This is a genomic window from Halocatena marina, assembly GCF_023276375.1.
Classification (GTDB): domain Archaea; phylum Halobacteriota; class Halobacteria; order Halobacteriales; family Haloarculaceae; genus Halocatena; species Halocatena marina.
The window spans coordinates 1,309,596-1,328,012 of the sequence record NZ_JALLPK010000001.1 but is presented as its reverse complement, the minus strand read 5'-3'; the positions used below and the strand labels follow the sequence as shown (position 1 = coordinate 1,328,012).

Here is an 18,417-nt window from a genome sequence, read left to right as displayed (position 1 = left end):
TGGCGTTGCGCCTATGGATACACATTACTACCGTGTGTAATAAGAAGACTTCTAGTGTGTTTGTCTATTTGCCTTGCATGGGCAGGCAAGACACTAACACCGACTTGGCTAGTTTGTATATCCAATGGCAAATGAACGTCCAAGCACAGCCAGTCTTGCAGAGGTACTGGATCGGATCCTAGACAAAGGGATCGTTATCGATATCTGGGCACGGGTATCGGTCGTCGGAATCGAAGTTCTCACCATCGAGGCACGCATCGTCGTCGCGTCCGTCGATACATTCTTGCATTATGCCGAAGCAATAACGAAGCTTGAGCAAGCAAGTCAATCGGAGGACCTACAAGACCTCAAAGAGCTTGATATCGGTACTTCTCCGATGGTAGAACCAGATTCGGGGGCATGAACACTCCAACACAATACAATGACCCAATTCAGGGATTCGTCTGTAGAGTACAGTCCGCATCGCTGTCCCTATGAACGGAGAGCGTTTGCGGACCGTTGTTCTGTTTTGACGATAGATACGTCGCCCGCACCGCCATCGGACAATTCGAAATCGATCGCTGGAAGACACCTCTATGGCTGAGTCAGACGTAGACCCAAGCACTCGTACGATAGATGAGCTAACGGACGAAATCGAATCGATCGACGATCCCGAAACGCTCGAGGAGATTTACGAGGCCGAGACTGAGAGCCAGGACCGAAAAGGGGCAAAAGAGGCCATCGAAGTTCGATTCGAAGAGCTTGAGAACAGTACTGACAGCGATGAGGATGACGATTCGCTCAAAGAGACACGGGAAGCGATCGAACGCAGTCTCGAAGGGATGGAGGAATCAGAAACCAACGACGGGAGCAGTTCCATCGTAGAGATTCAAAAACAGATCCATGAACATACGCCGGAACTGATCAACCGTCCTCTCGATGGTATTACCGAAGTGGAACAGACTGATGATGGGTGGAAAGCAGTTGGGGAGTTCGTTGAACGCCGCGCGATTCCGGATACGCAGGACATTCTTGGACGATACGAGATACTCCTCGATACGAGCGGTCAGATTCATGGCTACCGATGTCTCAAACGTTATCGACGGGGTGATACGACCTCGATGGAGTGAATAGGCAAAGCGGTATCTGAAACAAAGCGATAACATCTGGTAAGTCGTGGATGCGTTATTAAAAACTGGGGTAGATCTCGCTTTATCCACAAAAACACAGACAGTGGCTATAACGATCAAGATATGATTATATAGTCGCGTATGATTTTCTCGGCAGGTGCTGATTAGTGATCGAAAGTCGTGGTCGTGTATCCATTCACAGAGTTACCTGAGCTTTAGCGTTGTGAATCCCGGAGAATGAGGGGCTCAATTGCGAGTGTCCGCTTGGCGACTGTCACAATCCGCAAAACATACGACGCGAACAGCAAGAACGGAATCAGCGTCACAGTAAAGGCAGCCCCAATCATCCACGTCATATTCTCAATACCAAGTGTACTCCCAGAGAGCGTGCCTGCATCAACGACGGTGAGCATGATGCCCGCGACGGCGAGCGCTGGAATCGACGCATAGAGAATCAACTGTGAGAGTGTGACGAGGGCCCACTCGAAATACAGCGTTTTCACGTGCTCGCGTGCTGGCCCGAACATCGACAACGCTATTTTCAACTCGTTTAAGAGCTCGTTTTCGGGCTGACCGAGGTCCTCCTGATGGTCGTGCAGGAGCCGTTCGACCTGAAAGATCTTCCAACCGTAGTTGTAGTTCAGGGCAGCAAATAGGACATCGAACGTACCGAATTTCGCGCCATCGAGTTGCTCGCTTACCGTTTCAGAGTTCCCAATGAGACTGTTCGTGAATTCATCAACTTCCCATTGCAGTTGGTCGCTGTCGATCTCACTGAGTCCATCCCGTACTGCCTCAGCTCGGTCTTGTGAGACATCGACGAGACTCCGGAGAAATGCAGACGGATCCGCGGGACTTGGCGTTCCGACGAGTTCTTCTGTGTAATCTCGAAAATCCATCGAATCCTCCATCCGTGCGCGTTGGTCGCCGAGTGGACCATTTTCCTGCGAGAGTACCAGTTGCCCAATGGTGACGACGAGCGTGGTACCGGTGATGACTGCGCTGATCATCGTCGAAAACATCGTCTCGATCGTATCGTCGGCGTTGAGCTGTGGAACAAGCGGTGGTGGAAGTACCGTCACGGATACGATGAAGACGACGAAGATTGCAAGTGCCAACACAGCAGTGACGACGAGACGATTGGCACGCAATAGTAACCAGAGTTTGAGCCGACTTTCACCGGCCCGTTCACGCATCGTATTCGCCGTGCTGACGTCAACGTCGGTATCAACGGTTGATTCATCGATCTCGGAGCTCATGATTGTCTCTTATTTTGGGACCGGTCGGCAGCCGACGAGGCGGGACGCTCAAACACGAGAAATTTGGTTCCACCACCCGTATAATCGATGGTCTCGATAAGTCGCCATCCCTTAGCAGCTAGCTCGTTCATCTCGTCCGTTGGATCCTCTGCTTCTTTTTTCGTATCGCCTCTGGGTGGCCGCAGCGTCGTGTACTCCCAGCTCGAATCGGTGGGTTCAGATTTCTCCATATACTACCCACATTCAATAGCAGTAAAAATCCACTCCATACTATTTGCGTCCAAGAACGTTCTAGCTCTCTTGATACACTGGACAGTCACCTATTATAACACGCGGTTCCCGCTACTAGTGACATTCAGCGTACCAATAGATGTTGAATTGACACTATTACTTGCGACGAGCGTCGACGTCTGATCGGTGGGCACCCAGAGAATGACAGTAGTTTGTCCAGATTCGACACTGATTGTGTCGTACGGTTGTCCGCTGTCATCGATGATAGTAATCGTTGTTACGTTCCCTGCTGCTGGAGTTGACCGGAGGGTTGCAGTTACTCTGACGTGTTGGCCAGCCCACGGCTCATCGGTTGAAAGGCTTTTGAACACGGAAGATTCGCTCGTCTCTGTCGTAACTGACGGACTGAGTGTAAGACAACCACTGAACATCAGCCCGAAGACGACGATGGTCAAAAGAACGTTTCGTGAGGATATCGCAGCCATATATTCACATCCAAGTACTAGCATAAAAAATGGTTCTATTCATACTCTACAAATACAGGTCCACATCCCAACGTTGAACCGTCACTGGATGTATCATGGATCAGCCTTATCCGATGCGCGACTGATATTTTAGATGATGGACACTGAATCAGAGACAATTCCAGATAGTACACGCGATGCGATAGCGACAGGGCTAGAGACGTACTTCACAGCAGATGCCGTCCATAGTCTGCTCGAAGCCATCGAGATAGAAGAGCTACTTGACGGTGAGTTTGAGGACATAGAGGATGAGGCCGTCGATACTGAAGAAGCTGGTAAAGTTATCGGTCGGCTTATCGGCCGACGTGTTGCGACTGAACTGACGAGCTATCTCCCACTCGGCCAGCTCATCGAAACAGCAGTCGGGAACGTCATCGGTGAGAAACTCGGAGAGGCAGCAGTGGAGGCGTTCATCGAATACGGTGATCCCGACGCCGTCGCCGATCGGGTGAGCACACTCACTGATGGTGAAGAACTCGACCGACTGGCAACCGAGATTACCACAGCAGCACAAGAGAGCGGTCTCCGCGACTACCTTCCTGGCATCGGCAGCGAAGCGACTGAGACCTGGAATATGGACACAGATACAGCTATCGAAGTCACGGAGGAATCAACTGATTACTAATCGTATATTCTTCTGTGATTTGATCTCGACTTCCGTCGTTCGGGACGATTAATTCAGATATTACTTGTGGCGAGGACAGTGGTGTTCGTGAACTCGACGCGTTTCGAATCGCGCGTCTGCTGCGCTTCATTGGATGTTCTGTTGGCCATATATCAAATGACACTCCCTCTTGTTGTTGTCACTATCCAATGTGTTAGATGCGTGGAAGATTATATATTGATTATTGCCGAGCGCTGTGGCGTTCGACAGCGCTCCGCTGGCGATCACTGCTGTCTGAAGCGATCGAGCAATCGCTTGTGTGTCTTGCTGTGAATAGCAGCGTTATCCATCCGTAAGTCCACCAACACTCACGTCGAGACCGAGACCGCTACTGTTGGCGTCCGCGTTCGCGTTAGCGCTATTCGCGTTGCTGTTGGTGTTGGTGTTCTCGAGATTGTTGCCGTTCGTGTTGTTGTTCTCGTTATTAATCCCAATCACAGGATTGTTCGTTGTCGTATCCGCGTTATTATCCGCGTTATCGTTTACTCGTTTATCGACATCGACTTTTTTGGCATACGACGTTGCGCCGGCAGACCCAGCGCAGGCCCCTGCGAGTAGACTCACGAGCATGAGTGCGGTCACTGAAAGCTGAATAGTTCGTCTCATTGTTAGTTGTCATTCACTGGGTGCGAACTCACCTTCCCCATGACATCATGTCGACGGTTGAGGTGGCACCATCCCAGCACATTTCTACACGTGCACACCCAGCGTATAAAGGCTATCTCTACACTTAGGTATAACTCGAAATAGCAGTAATAATATAGATATAATAGAACTCCAATTGCGATAACTTCTGCCATTGTAGACGGATATTGTGAACATACTATAATTTATACAGAATAAATATCCTCCTATCATGAAAACAACTATCAGTTAAAAACAGTCCATCGTGATTTCAGCCATCGGTATAATCATTACTGCGATAGTTCTTAGCATATTGTCACGACATATCGCGATACAGAAAAGTCTTATTTCGGTGTGTTTTGTCGTATCGATATGCCTCGAAAGCATGGTGAAACGGGAGACTTTATTGAGACAGTTACCCTTGATGCTGTGGTTGGCGTCTTTGATACCATGGCTGGGCCGGCGATCACATCCTCAGATGTGGCTGATTCGCTCGGTTGTACGCCCGAGACGGCACGAGAGAAACTCACCGAGTTACACCGGGGGGGTCGGATTGAGCGGCGCAAGTCAGCGGGACGAATCGTCTGGTGGCGGACCGACGAAACAACTGATACTGCGAGGACCCGCAAGCGACTGAGCCAAGAGCTTGATGCAACGATTATCGTGGGTGACGTAGTGTACAAAGAGGATTATCTGTATACATGATTAAATACGACAATAGGTTCGGAGATAGGTTCTGTGGAGGGTCCTGATGAGTAAGTGTCAGAGTTTGTCTTCAAAGCTTGCCACCCACCCTGCCTACGAGGAACTCGAGTACGCGACGTATATGGAATTATACGACGGCGACCGGCCGCTGTACGAACTACGTCGAGAGATGGGTGGGTCGGATAGCTGCCGTGTTACTATCACGTCCATTGCTGACGGTGATTTTCTGGGCCTCGTTCCAGGTGAAGCGACTGGAAACAGAACACCGTCCGAATACCTGATTTCGACAGACGACATTGAGAAGAGCCTGCGCGTGTTCGAACATGTGGGATTCGAGCACGTCGCCTCAGTGCCACCGAATCCGTCAGAGAATTCGTTCCGAGACGTACACGCGTTGCTCGGTGCGGGCTGGAAGCTCTCTCCGAACACCGTTTCAAATCGAAGCGTCGATGCATCGAACTCGGCTGACGATACCCGTCTGAGTATCCTCAAAGATTCAGCAGCGTGGGACGAGCTCTCGGAGGAAACTGAGCCGTATGCGCTTGTACTCACCGAAGAGCAGAACGTCACGCTACTAGCAGAAGGAATGGACGGTGCGACTGCCTGCAGACAGTGGCAGCACTACATGGATGCACATCCCAGGGCTGGTGACGATGCCGAGTAAGTCTTCGAGAACGGACAGCAACACTCTCGACTGGCCAGTTGGCTGGGACCGAACGCCGTCGCACGAACGGACACAGGACACTCCATTTGAGACGTCGATCCGGCAGTCAATCGACACCTTGGCAGGTGAGCTAGAGCGCATCGGTGTCGATGAGTGGCATCTCTCGACGGCTGCAGAACATCAGAAGGCGAACCCGCAGTACCCGTATACGGACGCCAATCCCGCAGATCCTGGCGCAGTGGTTCGGTGGTCACGAGATGAAGACCAGTACGCTGTAGCGTGTGATTCGTACGCACGTCTTCGAGACAATATCCGGACGCTGTCTCTTTACATCCGTGAAAAGCGGAAGATGGAGAACCAGCCGGTACAAACCGGAGAAAGCGAATTCGCCAACGTCCGACTTCCACCGGCAGAGGATGTGAGTGATTCTTCGCCAGATCATCCACCGCATGTGATTCTCGGCATTCCGCCGGATGCTGATCCATCAACTGTTCGGGATGCGTTCCGACGGCTAGTAAAAGCCGCCCATCCGGACAACGGTGGTTCCGAAGAGGAGTTTCGGCGTGTCTGTGAGGCAAAGGAAGCACTGTTGACGTGATTTTCAGGATTACTAGCGGATCCAACGACGAAGAGGAGACACAGAGACTCGCTGGCTGATCTGGCAACAGAGTTGTACAATTGAGGATATGCCTGCTAGTGCAAGCCAGGGCCTCAATAATGTCACCACAAGTGGTCAATATGGGTAGTTATTTGGAGGGCATGCTACCCATTCATGGTCGGTGAGCATGGGGGAACGCATTCGGTCTCGGGTGGTGCTGTCCGTCGGTCTCCGGGCGAGGACCCTCGACTGGGCCCTCGCTCACATGACGGCCCACCTTCTCTCTGGCTCTGCGTGAATGACGAGAACTCCTATTGGTAAATCGGTGATAGATCTCTCCTGTGTCTCTTCTCGCGTCGCTACTTGGGCTATTTGACAAGAGCGCCCGATTATCTTTTGATTGTATATTCACCGAAGTATCATTTCCGTCATCTGAGTGAAAGAACTGTTCTGTCTTATTGAAGTAGCACGGCGAAAGCGGTCACACGCCACTCAGAAGTTGAAGTAAAGTCTGAACAGTCATTTGGAGAAGTGGCACAGAGTGATAGAGCGAAAACACCCCAGAAAAGAGCGCAGCCGTGTAGAGATAGTCGATACCAATCCAATCGAGCCGTGAGAGCGTGTACACAAGTACGACGAGTGGGAGCGCAAGAACTGTGCCGATCGCGGGGAACTGTTCGACGGTGGCCTCCCATGCTAGATTGGCGTCATCGCGACTTGGGACGGCATGCATCGCACAGGCGAATCCGAGCCAGCCAGTGCCAATAAATCCAATCCAAGCTCTGAAGAAGTCCGCTGAAAGCGGCGGAATTCCCCACCGATCAAGCCCACCGATCATGCCACAGAGCAGGACAGCCGCGATCAACGTGTTACTGAAAATCGGGGCCAGAGCAATGCCGACTCGGTCCCTGTAGTATCGTGGTGTCCGATAGCTGACGTAGCCAGGTGGGACGGCAAACCGAAAGTAGCAGACATCCTCTACCGTGACATCTAGGTACTCACACGCACGTTTATGGGCGTATTCGTGGAGAATTTGACCGACACAGGTCACGGTGAGAATGAGATAAGAGTGACAAATGAGAATGCTTTCAATCCACGGATGATGAGCAGGTGGCTGTTGACGGCGACTATCTCGGGGACGAGAGCGGTCCCCACGACGGGTGCGCCGATCAGGCATTTCGATTATCCCCGCGGTTGACGTCGCTCATTGTTGACGGTCTCGTCGTGAGTGATCAGACGGTCGGTGCGCACAGGAGAGCGGATAGCAATTCTCAGGCAAAACTGCGCACTGCAAATATCGGACATAGGCGTTGATACTGGACTTCGGTGATTGGGAATTGATCGATCTTCCACTGTATAGCAAGAGGTCGTTCCAGAATGTTGGTGGCGCTTTATGAGTGAGCCAACGCCTCGGTTGCGACTCGTGAAGCAAGGGTACGAATGAGTCATCTCTCCATGACCGAGATGCGTGCCAGCAGACAGGGTTTATGATCAGCATTAGAGTCGCTTATTACCCTAATATTCGGTGGTGAATAATATAAAATACTGGGATCAGAGTAGATTTACTAAACAATCTGGTAATGTCCATTAACCAGTGAATCACCGATAGATCTCACTTGGAAGGTGTAGAGAAATATAGCTCCGTTCAGAACCTCGTCTATATCTTCACCTTGTCGCCAGAACCACTTAAAGGAAATGTTGGCTCACCATGATCTGCTAAAAACGCTGAATATCTCACCAACGACGTACTTCAGATCCGTCGCCACAACGTGCTTCAGCCAATAGTGGGTACTCATTGTTGCTTCAAACAGTCACCATATTGATCAAAGAACCGTCAATGGGTACAACTCACTATTTCAGAGCCGGAAATGACCACTGACGAGACCCTTGATTGTACACTCATTTCCATCACAGGTATCGTATGAATATCTGTGAGTTAGTTACACTTTCACCCCACTCGGCATGTCTATTTCTTCTTTGAAGGCCTATACCCCACTGGATAACTCACCTCTGAAAAATCATACACTAGGGAGATTTGATAGCATCATACCGTTCTGTGGAATGCTCTGAATAGAGCCGATGAAACGTAAGCAACAGGAAGAGCCAAATCACGATGGAAGTGGTATCAAATATCGAATAGATGCAGAAGCAAAAATGCGAGCGGAACGATTCCAGTCAGTAGAAGATGGAACAGAGCAAAACCATGCAAAAACTCACACCAAACTTGTGGTTCGATACAGAAGCCGAAGAAGCTGCGAAGTTTTACGTCTCAGTCTTTGACAATTCGACTCTTGGGACAGTCACTCAGTACGATCCAGCATCAGCCGCTGTCTCCGACCAACCAGAAGGGAGCGTCATGACTGTGGCATTTGAGCTGGAAGGGCAGGAATTTGTGGCTCTCAATGGCGGACCACAGTTCAGATTTACGCCCGCTGTGTCATTCATCGTTAACTGCCACACGAAAGAAGAAGTAGACCAACTCTGGGCAGAATTGTCGGATGGGGGGAGAGAGCATATGCCACTCGATACATACCCATTTAGCGATAGATACGGCTGGACCGAAGACAAGTATGGCGTCTCATGGCAGTTGATGTTCGATGACGACAGACCTGAGCAGAAGATCGTCCCGTCACTGATGTTCGTCGGCGATCAGTGTGGTAACGCAGCGGAAGCGATTTCCTTCTACACGTCGATATTCAGTGAATCAGACGTCGGAGAAATCACCCGGTACGGCCCAAATGAAGGACCTGACGAGGAAGGAACGGTCATGTTTGCCGATATTACGATCGAAGGACAGCGTTTTGTGACAATGGATAGCGCAAGAGAACACGACTACGGCTTCAGCGAGGCAATTTCCTTCATTGTCGACTGTCAGGATCAGGAAGAAGTTGACTACTTCTGGGACGGCCTCACAGAAAATGGTGGGGTGAAAGGACAGTGCGGCTGGCTGGAGGACCCGTACGGCGTATCGTGGCAAATTGTGCCAGCAGTCCTCTCCGACATCTTAGAAGAAGACGCCGAAACCTCAGCACAAGTCACGGAAGCACTGCTCCAGATGGAGAAAATCGATATCAACGGATTGCGCGAGGCCCACGCACAGTAGAGAGTTACTCGAGCTGTGCTACTGAATAGAAGCAGTTTTTGATTCGAGCGGCTCACAGCGCTGTTCTCCGTTGATGAAAACACGAGGTCGGTCTCACTCCAGTCGTATCACTCGATCGGCCCACGCTTGAAAGACAGAAAGCGCCTCACGTTCTTGCTGAGAGACGTCATCCTCTGACCCGAGTTCGTCGCTTTCAAACGCGTTCACCACTACTGCATCTGAGCCATCACAGTACTCGATGAGGCTCTTCGGGAGACTCCGTTCGTGTTGAAACGGTATTGATGCATCATTGACAAACACTGCTTGTGGATCGGTTGGTGCAGACTCGATGATGCGCTTTGCTCGGTCGGCGTTTTCCGCAGCAAGCTTTTGAGATTCCTCATTCGTCGCTCCCTCAGCACGAGGCGCATAAGCATCAAAACCGCCCAGCCACACATCGTCTGGGAGTGTTCCAAACCGCGAGAGGTGTCGGCCGAGGATACGTCCCTCGTGTTCGAACTCGGGTCCAAATTCGAAGACAACGACACCGTCAGGCCCGTGGCGCATCACCCACGTGTCGAGAGCACGGGCCGTCAGTCGAGTCTTGCCGACGTTTGAGGGTCCTGTGATGAGCGTTGACCCCGACAGCTCGAATGGGAAATCCGTCATTGTATTACGGAGCTAGCGAGAGCTTCACGAACAAACTTACCGATCAGAGCGACGGTGATGATTCCGAGCACCGCAGCGAAGACTGCGACGAACAAGGGTACAGGTTCAGAGAGGTTTCCAAGCACTCGGGTGCGGACGAAGTTAGCGGCGAGAATAGTAGTGACTGCAAGGAGAATAATCCCGCCGAGATTTGCGAGCGTCGAGTTCGATTCCGGGACCGCCTCGCTATTGAGAAGATACAGTACGACGACGATGGCAAATGGTGTTCCGATAAGACCGAACGCCAGCACAAGCACCAGTAGCGGAAAAAAGGATCCTCCGACGAACGCGCCTAGCCCCGAGAGCAGTGCCACGACGGCCAAGAGCACACGGTATCGAATGTCGGAGACCTCTGTTCGCCACCCTAGCTTATCGGCGATCAGATACGGAGGAACGATGGTGTTACCGCCAAGTGTAGAGACGGCTGCACCCCACAACCCGAGGAGAAATAGCCACTTGGCGTTTGTTCCGACTAATGGGCCAAGCGCCTGAGCAGCAGCCACTGCGGAGAGTTCCGCCGCAGCCACAGTAGGCGAGTGCAGGACGCCCGCAGCAACGATAAAGATTGCAAAGCTGTAGATGCCAAAGGCAATAAGCATCGATGTGCCGACATCGAACGTTGCAAGTCCATACTCGCGTGACGTCCAGCCCTTAGAGTGCATCGTGTAGGAGTGCATCGTGATGAGTGTGATGTGGACGGCACCACCAAGGATTCCAGCCGCAACGAGCGCACCGTCGACGCCTGCTGGAATCTGAGGGATGAGTCCCGCTGCAACACCAGACGCGTCGATAGGGACGAAAAATAGGGATGCGAAGAAAGCGATGACGACAGCGATGACGAGGAATTTTGCTAAGAGTTCGATGAACCTGTAGCCGTGACCAGCCAATCCAAGAGCAAGAATGATGGCCCACGTGACGCCCCAAATCCGTGCATCACTCCCCGTGACGGTTGCACTGATATCCGCCACGCCTTTCATGATCACCAGCTGGGCGAGTCCCGCTGCGAGAACGGTGTCAATAACCAGCACCCATGCCCACCCCTCACCGAGATGCTGTTCGACAACAGAGACGATTCCTGATTCGGTTAGCAGGCCGAGTCGCATTGCAAGATACTGAGCGGTTGCCCCGAGTATCGCGGAGAGAATCACGACCCACAGTAGGGTATAGCCGAACGTTGCACCGGCTGTGATCACACTCGCCATCGTTGCAGGGCCGGCGGCGATAGCACCAGCGATCCACGAAGGACCCATCTTGGAAAGATACGTCCGCCAGCTACCTTCCGTCACCGACGATACATCGAATCTCGTCTCGTTCGGACACATATCACCGTGCTCTTGGGTCAGTGTGCAAAAGTCTTACCACATTATAATATCACTGGATAATTTTCTTTGTGATACTATCGATGTCATTTGATCCATGGAAGGACATAATCGAAGTCGGAGAACACACGGCTGAACTGATAACGACCAACGAGCAATACACGAATGAGTACCACCCCTGATCACTGTTTCACCTTATTCGTAAGCCGCATCGAAGAACTCAACTTCGAGCGCTACGGTCCGGCAGAAGAGACGCTCGATGCGACGCTGTCGATGCTCGCTGAGACTCGGTCCGTACTTATCGAGTTCGCATCGTAGCCACTCGACAAACGTCTCGAACGCTGGCGTGTTGTGGATCTCGATCCATTCTCGAAAATAGAACGTCTCAGGAGGTTTTGATGGTGCAGTCGCCCACGTCAGATAAACCCACTCCGCGGGAACGAGCACTGCGAGTGCCTCCTCGTAGCCTCCCTGAACTGCGGCTCGAATCAATAGATCCTCAAACGCTTCGGTGACGTCTGCCTTCGATGGATCTATTCTGTCGCTGTCAGGAACGTCTAACTCGTCGAACGAGCGCTCGAAGTAGTTGTCCTCCTCGTCGGTTAGTATCCCTAGAAATTCCGACAATCTCCCTTTTGCTTCCATTGTCGGTGCCTGACCGACTGCATAGCCGAAGGCGCTCGTAAGAGTTCCGACGAATGCATAATCCTGCACGAGATAGCGCCGGAAGAGTGCGTCATCGAGGGTCCCGTCACCGAGTTCACGCACGAACCGGTGCTCAGTGGCATCGGCCCAGTCCGGTTCGGAGCGTTCACGCAGCCACTCGGTAAAGCGTGCGTCCGTTCGGGCAGCCGCATACGTTTCAAACGTCTCAGCTGTCATACATCCCACCTCTCCTGTCGCCGCGCGACATTATAAACCGGGTGGTCGTAACGTGCTGACGTGTGCAACAGTTCGTAGTAATGGTCACGTTCGTGTTTAGTTGGGATATCGATGATAAGGTATCGCTTCCAGTATGTGATCAGTGGTGTCAAACGATGATTCGTAGAATGAGGAGAGATTCAATCATCCACGAGGCGATTTAGCGGTTGTTCACGAATACGTCCCCCAACAACCAACATCAGCCATCATCGAATATTTGATCATCTCACTCGACAATTCATATAATATAGTTTAGATTAAGAAATATCTTCCTACAACAATAATTTATTATATCGGATAGCGCTTGTTGTTAGGGAATGTAACTTATGGAAACCGATAAAAATCGTTGGCTAATCGCGCTTTCGGCTGTTGCAATCCACCTTTCAATTGGTGGAGTGTACGCGTACAGTATTTACCAGAATCCACTACACTCAACTGTCGGATGGGCAGTATCCGATGTAACGCTCGCATTCACAATTGCGATTTTCGTTCTCGGGCTAACTGCTGCCTTTCTGGGAATTTTCGTTGAGAAGTACGGTCCAAGACGATCTGGCCTCACAGCAGCCAGTTTGTATGGGCTCGGAACGGTTGGAGCTGGCATTAGTGTACAGATGGAAAGCCTCGTTCTGTTCCTTGGGACCTATGGTGTAATTGGAGGAATGGGTCTCGGGATTGGGTATATCTCCCCAATTTCCACCCTCGTTGAGTGGTTTCCTGATCGGCGTGGAATGGCAACAGGATTGGCTGTCATGGGCTTTGGTGCTGGGGCATTGGTGACTGGCCCTGTCGGGAACTATCTGATACAGACGTTCAGTATCCCTGTCGCCTTCTACGTCCTCGGAATCGGATACTTCGTCTTGATGTCTGCGGGCGCGAGTTATCTTCAGAAGCCGCCCGACGGATGGCTTCCGGATAGTATGGATGAAACAGATCTCGAAGAAGAGAGTTCAGATGGCGTCAGTGCCTCGACTGACCTCGAAGAGTTGACAGCGAGGGAAGCACGGAAAACACCACGATTTTATCTGCTCTGGCTCATCATTTTCATAAACGTATCTGCAGGAATTATGTTACTAGCCTTCGCGTCACCGATGCTCCAGTCGATCGGCGGTGCGACTGCGACAACTGCAGCGTTTATTGTTGGTTATATTGGCCTCTTCAATGGTGGTGGCCGGATCTTTTGGGCCAGTATATCGGATTATATTGGTCGAACAACGACGTACGCAATCTTCTTCGCTATTCAAATCCTCGTCTTTTTCCTCATGCCACAGATCTCGGGAGCGTGGATTCTCGCAGGACTCCTATTCTTGATTATCACGTGCTATGGCGGGGGATTCGCCTGTCTTCCTGCATACATCGGTGATCTGTTCGGCACGAAGGAACTCGGAGCGATTCACGGCTACAGCCTTACTGCCTGGGGTGTTGCAGGTGTTGCAGGACCGACATTGGCGTCGACAATTCTTGAGACGACGGGGAGTTACACGACCGCGCTCTATATTATTAATATTGCATTGATTGTTGGGTTGGTCTGCGTTGGTCTCTTGCGGTGGCGGATTCAGAGTGTACGATCGGCACAGGAGACCCCAACAACCAGCCCACTCGATTGAATCGGCTGATCAGCTCAGCGAACAAAATCGGGAGAAACCTGAATTCAGACACACGACGCGGTGGTTCCAGACGTGATGAACAACGTGACGAAACGGTTAGAAACCACCTCACCACACAGGAGAAAACACTAAGCATGGAGGATAGACTCCCAGTTACTCTGATTGTGTCCAATGGCCGCAGACACAGAAAGCTTATTTCATATTACCTCCGCTAGCGGAGCAGCAATGACCAGCAAGATACGTGTGCTGTTACTTGTGCTCTTGCTTGTCGTCCCCCTTGCTGGATGCGGGAGCAATAATGAGCCAGCCTCATTGACGCCCGAATCCACGGAAACGTCCTCTCCGACAGCAACAGTATCACAGACATCCACCACGCGTGCGTCGACTCCAGCATCGACACCGATTCACTTGATCGCAACTAGTTCGGGGACACAGACACAGACACAGATACAGACAGGAACAGCGACAGACACTTTATCCCCCTCCACGGTCGGCCCCGAACGAACAGCCTCACCATCCACAACACAACCAGCGACGCCCACAGTCACTTCGACAGCGACACTGACATCTGAGCCACCACCGACGCCCATTCCGAGACCAGATAACCCGACTGACGATGGGATAGAACGATCGGTAACAGTCACGCGCGCCATCGATGGAGATACAGTTGAAGTTGCGTATTCGGATGGCAAGATCGATCTTGTTCGCCTGCTTGGAGTCGACACCCCGGAAACCAACACCGCCTATGAGACCCCCGACGAATACGGGATTCCTGACACACCCCGGGGTCGCAATTGGCTCTTGCTGTGGGGAGATAGAGCAACTACATTCACCCGTACCGAACTGGTTGGAGAGCAGGTTCGCATTGTTACGGACCCAGACACTGATAGACGCGACACCCACGGGCGACTCGTCGTGTACGTCTACAAGGGCGAGACGAATTTCAATCGTGCGTTGCTTGAGCGGGGGTACGCCCGTCGGTATGACGATTCGGAGTTCACTCTTCGGGAGACGTTCGGAACGATCGAAGCCGACGCACGAGTAGATAGCCGCGGCTTGTGGGGCTTTGAGAACCGATCGACATCTGCCCAGACACAGTCCCATTCGCCACGTAGTGATCTCGATTAGACTATCTCAACAGTGATGAAAAGTCAGAGAGCGTTTTAAAAAATAACCCGTCGGATGATTTCCATCGGTTCGATACTGCTAACCTACGAATGGGCTATGAACGATACTGTTTCATGGTTCGTCTTCACGTAGCCTCTATCGAATATCGAGCACAGTACGCACCTGTACGCACGGGAGCGCACTGAACGAGACTCGAATTCGAGAGCAATAGGAGCTGACCCAGTTAGTAGTTCGACGAATCAGATGACAATCGACACCGTCTCTTATGTACCTCCCGCGCCGCGTCGATCGATCGTCGAAAAGAAGCACTCAAACCATTCTCCGAACGACGCTTGGCTCACCACAATCACTAAGTCGGTGCTTTGCGGTTATCCTGTCATGAATGACGATTTTACGCATACACCAGTGACCGTCGAGAACAAGCGAGCTGTCGTGATTGGCGGTACGAGCGGCATTGGACAAGCAGTCGCCAAGGCATTCGCGGCCGATGGAGCCGACGTGATCGCCGCGAGTCGGACCGAAGAGAAGGTAGCGAACACGGCAGCGTCGCTCCGAGAACTCGGAGCCGACACGGCCGAGCTGACTTGCGATGTGACCGATCGGGAGTCCGTCGAGCGACTACAGCACGATGCGTTCGACGTGTTCGGTGGGGTCGATATACTTGTCAACTCTGCGAGCTACATCGCACGCACAGACGTCCTTGAAGCCTCTGAGGAGGACTGGGCGGACGTGTTTGATCTCCAGATAGACGGCACGTACCGGGCGACGCAGGTGTTCGCCAATGCGATGGACACTGGATCTGTTATCAATATTGCATCGTTGTCGGCGAGACTGGCTATCCCGAACCTTGCAGCGTATTCTGCAGCTAAGGGAAGTATCGATGCGTTCACCCGAGTCGCCGCTGAGGAACTCGGTCCCGAAATTCGAGTGAATGCAGTCAGACCAGGATTCATCGTCTCTGAGCAGACCACAGGAACCTACACCGAAGGAACACCACGCCACGAGACGATCGAGCAGCGAACGGTCGGTGGGCGGATGGGAGGTCCCGAAGAGATAGCGGGCGCAGTCATCTATCTCGCTAGTGACGCAGCCAGTTACACCACAGGAGAGATACTCACTGTCGACGGCGGGTTCTCGGCGAGTACGTTCCGAGAGTGATGCCGAATGCAGGCTCGATCGACGACTGCTAATTGCACTACGACAGAGTGTCAACGACGACCCGTTTGGAGCGAGCTTGATTGACCAATCGTGCAGACCACAACATATCTTTCGAAGTCGCTGTAATCAACGCCGAGTCCATCCAAAACACCCAATTTCTCACCAGACAATTCATCTTGAACAAGAAATTGTATAAGAAGTATGATGCGTAGGTTCGGTTTTTATCTACTGTAAGTTTTATTACAAACTAATTGTGTTTGATGTAGAATATGTGGAATTAGATGACGATTGTTCAAGAAATGAGGGGATCAGTACTCATACCTCCATGAGAAATTACACGAAGAAAGCGATACAGTGCAGCAGTATACCATGCCGAATTCACGGGAATGAAGGCCTAAGCAGGGCGATTTCCGACATTCACAATAGAAATCTTTATTGATTGAGCCATCTTGGGGAGTGTCATGTCCGACGACAAGTTTGCGGATAGCACCGGCGACGGTGTATCAGACGGGAACGTCTCCCGACGGGGCTATCTGCGAACAGTTGCCGGGGCAGCGGCCCTTTCAGTGGCTGGTGCAACGGCGTCCGCTGGGACAGTGAAAGCGAACCCTATCACAGTGGAGAACAGAAAGTCTGGTGACGCTCGTTGGTTTCCGTCGTTACCGATTCGATCGCGGCCGTGGCGAATAACCCACCGGATAGAGGGATACACCTCACAGACGAGTATCACATCTGGCGAAGCCGTCGAATTTCACGTCAGCACGGACCCACCGTCATCGTACCGCGTTGAGATCTATCGATTGGGCTGGTACGGCGGCGATGGTGGACGGTTAGTAGCCTGCCTTCCCGAGTCGAGGGGCACGGTCCAGCCGATCCCTGATCCCGATCAATTGGGGAAAGTTCAATGCAACTGGCCGGTCACAGACAGAGCTGAGACGACGAAGCAATGGACGACGGGACTGTACTTGGCGAAGTTCGTTCGCACTGGTGGCAAACACAAAGGCGACTCAACGGCACACGCGTTTGCAGTCCGTCCCCGGGACGATGCACAGCCCTCGAAGCTGCTCGTTCAGTTACCCTACGCCACCTCACAGGCGTACAATGGATGGGGTGGAAAGAGTCTCTACGGATTCACGAGTACTGACGAGGACACCGACAACGGGACGGAATCGGCGGATGTCGTTTCGTACGACCGTCCGCGACAGGCACCGAGACTCCACATGAGCTACGCTATCCACGCGCTTCGATTTCTCGAACGTGAGGGGTATGACGTCTCGTACGTCATGGACAGCGATGTCCACCGCAATCCAGAGATGCTCCAAAGGCACGATCTTATCATCAGTTCAGGCCACGACGAGTACTGGAGCAGGGCCCAACGCGACGGGTTCGAGGCAGCTCGGGATGCGGGAACAAACGTTGCGTTTCTTGCAGCAAACACTGCCCTCTGGCAGATTCGCTACGAGGACGATCGGACGATCGTTGGTTACAAAGAGAACGTAGAGGACGATCCAATGGCTGACACGCAAGATGAAACGGGCTTGTTCCGAGATCTTCCTGATCCACGGCCCGAGTGTGAACTGCTTGGGGTCATGGGGACCGGGGCGGGACGTGAGGCGGCTCCTAATTACACTGTCGTTGAGGATGCGCTCGATCACCCGTGGATGCGCAACACAGGATTCAAAGCCGGCGACACAGTCGTTGGCTGCATTGGCCACGAATGGGACTACATCCGTGAGGATTGTGCCCCGAGCGAACTGACGACGTTTTTCCACTACGAGGAAGGGACTGCTGACGAGGATCTTCTGCCGACATCTGTTCACCGCGACGCCAATGCCGACGCGGTGGCGTACGAGGCATCATCGGGCGCGCACGTATTCAGCACAGGATCACTCGGCTATAACTGGCGACTTGATCCAGATCCCTCGTGGGCGAGTACAATCTGGCCACTCTCAGACATCAAGGAATACAAGCCGGAAGTGCTCACACCAGATAAGCGGCTCCAAGCGTTCACCCGAAACGTCCTTAACGACCTTCAGAAGCCGAACTGAAGAATAATACTATAAGGCTCTGTTGAAATCCTCTTCTTTAGAGATTTATTCACGTGAATCTACTGTACACT

19 protein-coding genes are annotated in these 18,417 nt (G+C 52.1%); 11 read left to right on the top strand and 8 right to left on the bottom strand.

Going from position 1 to position 18,417, the window contains the following annotated elements:
* Nucleotides 1-124: 124 nt before the first annotated feature.
* Together gvpA and gvpO are read left to right on the top strand one after the other, a co-directional pair.
* The gene (gene gvpA / locus MW898_RS06115) at nt 125-403 is read left to right on the top strand and encodes a gas vesicle protein GvpA (RefSeq protein WP_248905493.1); all 279 of its coding nucleotides are present in this window, start codon (nt 125-127) and stop codon (nt 401-403) included.
* Between the two features lie 172 nt (nt 404-575).
* The gene (gvpO, locus tag MW898_RS06110) at nt 576-1,109 is read left to right on the top strand and encodes a gas vesicle protein GvpO (RefSeq protein ID WP_248905492.1); all 534 of its coding nucleotides are present in this window, start codon (nt 576-578) and stop codon (nt 1,107-1,109) included.
* Nucleotides 1,110-1,324: 215 nt separating this feature from the next.
* On the opposite strand, the gene MW898_RS06105 is transcribed toward gvpO, so the two are convergent.
* From MW898_RS06105 to MW898_RS06095, 3 genes are all read right to left on the bottom strand, one after another.
* Entirely contained in the window at nt 1,325-2,368 is a 1,044-nt protein-coding gene (locus MW898_RS06105) for a DUF7972 family membrane protein (protein ID WP_248905491.1), read from the bottom strand.
* On the bottom strand, nt 2,365-2,598 hold the full coding sequence (locus MW898_RS06100) for a DUF4177 domain-containing protein (protein WP_248905490.1): 234 nt from the start codon (nt 2,596-2,598) through the stop codon (nt 2,365-2,367). The genes MW898_RS06105 and MW898_RS06100 overlap by 4 nt, the downstream gene beginning before the upstream one ends.
* Nucleotides 2,599-2,691: 93 nt before the next feature.
* Nucleotides 2,692-3,084, bottom strand: coding sequence for a hypothetical protein (locus MW898_RS06095; RefSeq protein ID WP_248905489.1), 393 nt, complete (start codon nt 3,082-3,084; stop codon nt 2,692-2,694).
* Nucleotides 3,085-3,220: 136 nt separating this feature from the next.
* Here MW898_RS06095 and MW898_RS06090 point away from each other — a divergent pair, with 136 nt between their 5' ends.
* Nucleotides 3,221-3,748 carry a hypothetical protein gene (locus tag MW898_RS06090; RefSeq protein WP_248905488.1) on the top strand — a complete coding sequence of 176 codons (528 nt, stop codon included), beginning with the start codon at nt 3,221-3,223 and terminating at the stop codon, nt 3,746-3,748.
* Nucleotides 3,749-4,069: 321 nt separating this feature from the next.
* On the opposite strand, the gene MW898_RS06085 is transcribed toward MW898_RS06090, so the two are convergent.
* A complete protein-coding gene (locus MW898_RS06085) occupies nt 4,070-4,393 on the bottom strand; it encodes a hypothetical protein (protein ID WP_248905487.1) in 324 nt (107 codons plus the stop codon).
* Between the two features lie 390 nt (nt 4,394-4,783).
* On the opposite strand from MW898_RS06085, the gene MW898_RS06080 reads away from it, so the two are divergent.
* Genes MW898_RS06080 through MW898_RS06070 form a run of 3 tightly spaced genes read left to right on the top strand, consistent with a single transcriptional unit; the run spans nt 4,784 to nt 6,378 of the window.
* Nucleotides 4,784-5,116 carry a helix-turn-helix domain-containing protein gene (locus MW898_RS06080; RefSeq protein ID WP_248905485.1) on the top strand — a complete coding sequence of 111 codons (333 nt, stop codon included), beginning with the start codon at nt 4,784-4,786 and terminating at the stop codon, nt 5,114-5,116.
* A gap of 46 nt (nt 5,117-5,162) precedes the next feature.
* Nucleotides 5,163-5,780 (top strand): hypothetical protein, encoded by a 618-nt coding sequence (locus tag MW898_RS06075; protein WP_248905483.1) that lies wholly within the window; start codon nt 5,163-5,165, stop codon nt 5,778-5,780.
* Complete coding sequence (locus MW898_RS06070) at nt 5,770-6,378, top strand: J domain-containing protein (RefSeq protein ID WP_248905481.1); 609 nt, start codon at nt 5,770-5,772, stop codon at nt 6,376-6,378. The genes MW898_RS06075 and MW898_RS06070 overlap by 11 nt, the downstream gene beginning before the upstream one ends.
* 481 nt (nt 6,379-6,859) lie before the next feature.
* Here the strand turns inward: MW898_RS06070 and MW898_RS06065 are convergent, their stop codons facing one another.
* Nucleotides 6,860-7,555 carry a hypothetical protein gene (locus MW898_RS06065; protein ID WP_248905479.1) on the bottom strand — a complete coding sequence of 232 codons (696 nt, stop codon included), beginning with the start codon at nt 7,553-7,555 and terminating at the stop codon, nt 6,860-6,862.
* A 1,026-nt stretch (nt 7,556-8,581) separates the two neighbouring features.
* Between MW898_RS06065 and MW898_RS06060 the strand changes: the two genes are divergently transcribed.
* Nucleotides 8,582-9,481: a VOC family protein gene (locus MW898_RS06060; RefSeq protein WP_248905477.1), complete on the top strand. Its 900-nt coding sequence runs from the start codon at nt 8,582-8,584 to the stop codon at nt 9,479-9,481.
* A gap of 93 nt (nt 9,482-9,574) precedes the next feature.
* On the opposite strand, the gene MW898_RS06055 is transcribed toward MW898_RS06060, so the two are convergent.
* The 3 genes from MW898_RS06055 to MW898_RS06045 form a co-directional block, all read right to left on the bottom strand.
* Nucleotides 9,575-10,129, bottom strand: coding sequence for a P-loop NTPase family protein (locus MW898_RS06055; RefSeq protein ID WP_248905474.1), 555 nt, complete (start codon nt 10,127-10,129; stop codon nt 9,575-9,577).
* Nucleotides 10,126-11,490, bottom strand: coding sequence for an NRAMP family divalent metal transporter (locus tag MW898_RS06050; RefSeq protein WP_248905473.1), 1,365 nt, complete (start codon nt 11,488-11,490; stop codon nt 10,126-10,128). Before MW898_RS06050 ends, MW898_RS06055 begins: the two co-directional genes overlap by 4 nt.
* A 192-nt stretch (nt 11,491-11,682) precedes the next feature.
* Nucleotides 11,683-12,369 (bottom strand): TenA family protein, encoded by a 687-nt coding sequence (locus MW898_RS06045; protein WP_248905472.1) that lies wholly within the window; start codon nt 12,367-12,369, stop codon nt 11,683-11,685.
* 365 nt (nt 12,370-12,734) lie between these two features.
* On the opposite strand from MW898_RS06045, the gene MW898_RS06040 reads away from it, so the two are divergent.
* From MW898_RS06040 to MW898_RS06025, 4 genes are all read left to right on the top strand, one after another.
* Nucleotides 12,735-14,012, top strand: coding sequence for an L-lactate MFS transporter (locus tag MW898_RS06040; protein WP_248905471.1), 1,278 nt, complete (start codon nt 12,735-12,737; stop codon nt 14,010-14,012).
* Nucleotides 14,013-14,237: 225 nt separating this feature from the next.
* Entirely contained in the window at nt 14,238-15,140 is a 903-nt protein-coding gene (locus MW898_RS06035) for a thermonuclease family protein (protein ID WP_248905470.1), read from the top strand.
* 378 nt (nt 15,141-15,518) lie between these two features.
* Complete coding sequence (locus tag MW898_RS06030) at nt 15,519-16,298, top strand: SDR family NAD(P)-dependent oxidoreductase (protein ID WP_248905469.1); 780 nt, start codon at nt 15,519-15,521, stop codon at nt 16,296-16,298.
* Nucleotides 16,299-16,759: 461 nt separating this feature from the next.
* Complete coding sequence (locus MW898_RS06025) at nt 16,760-18,346, top strand: N,N-dimethylformamidase beta subunit family domain-containing protein (protein WP_248905468.1); 1,587 nt, start codon at nt 16,760-16,762, stop codon at nt 18,344-18,346.
* Nucleotides 18,347-18,417: the final 71 nt, after the last annotated feature.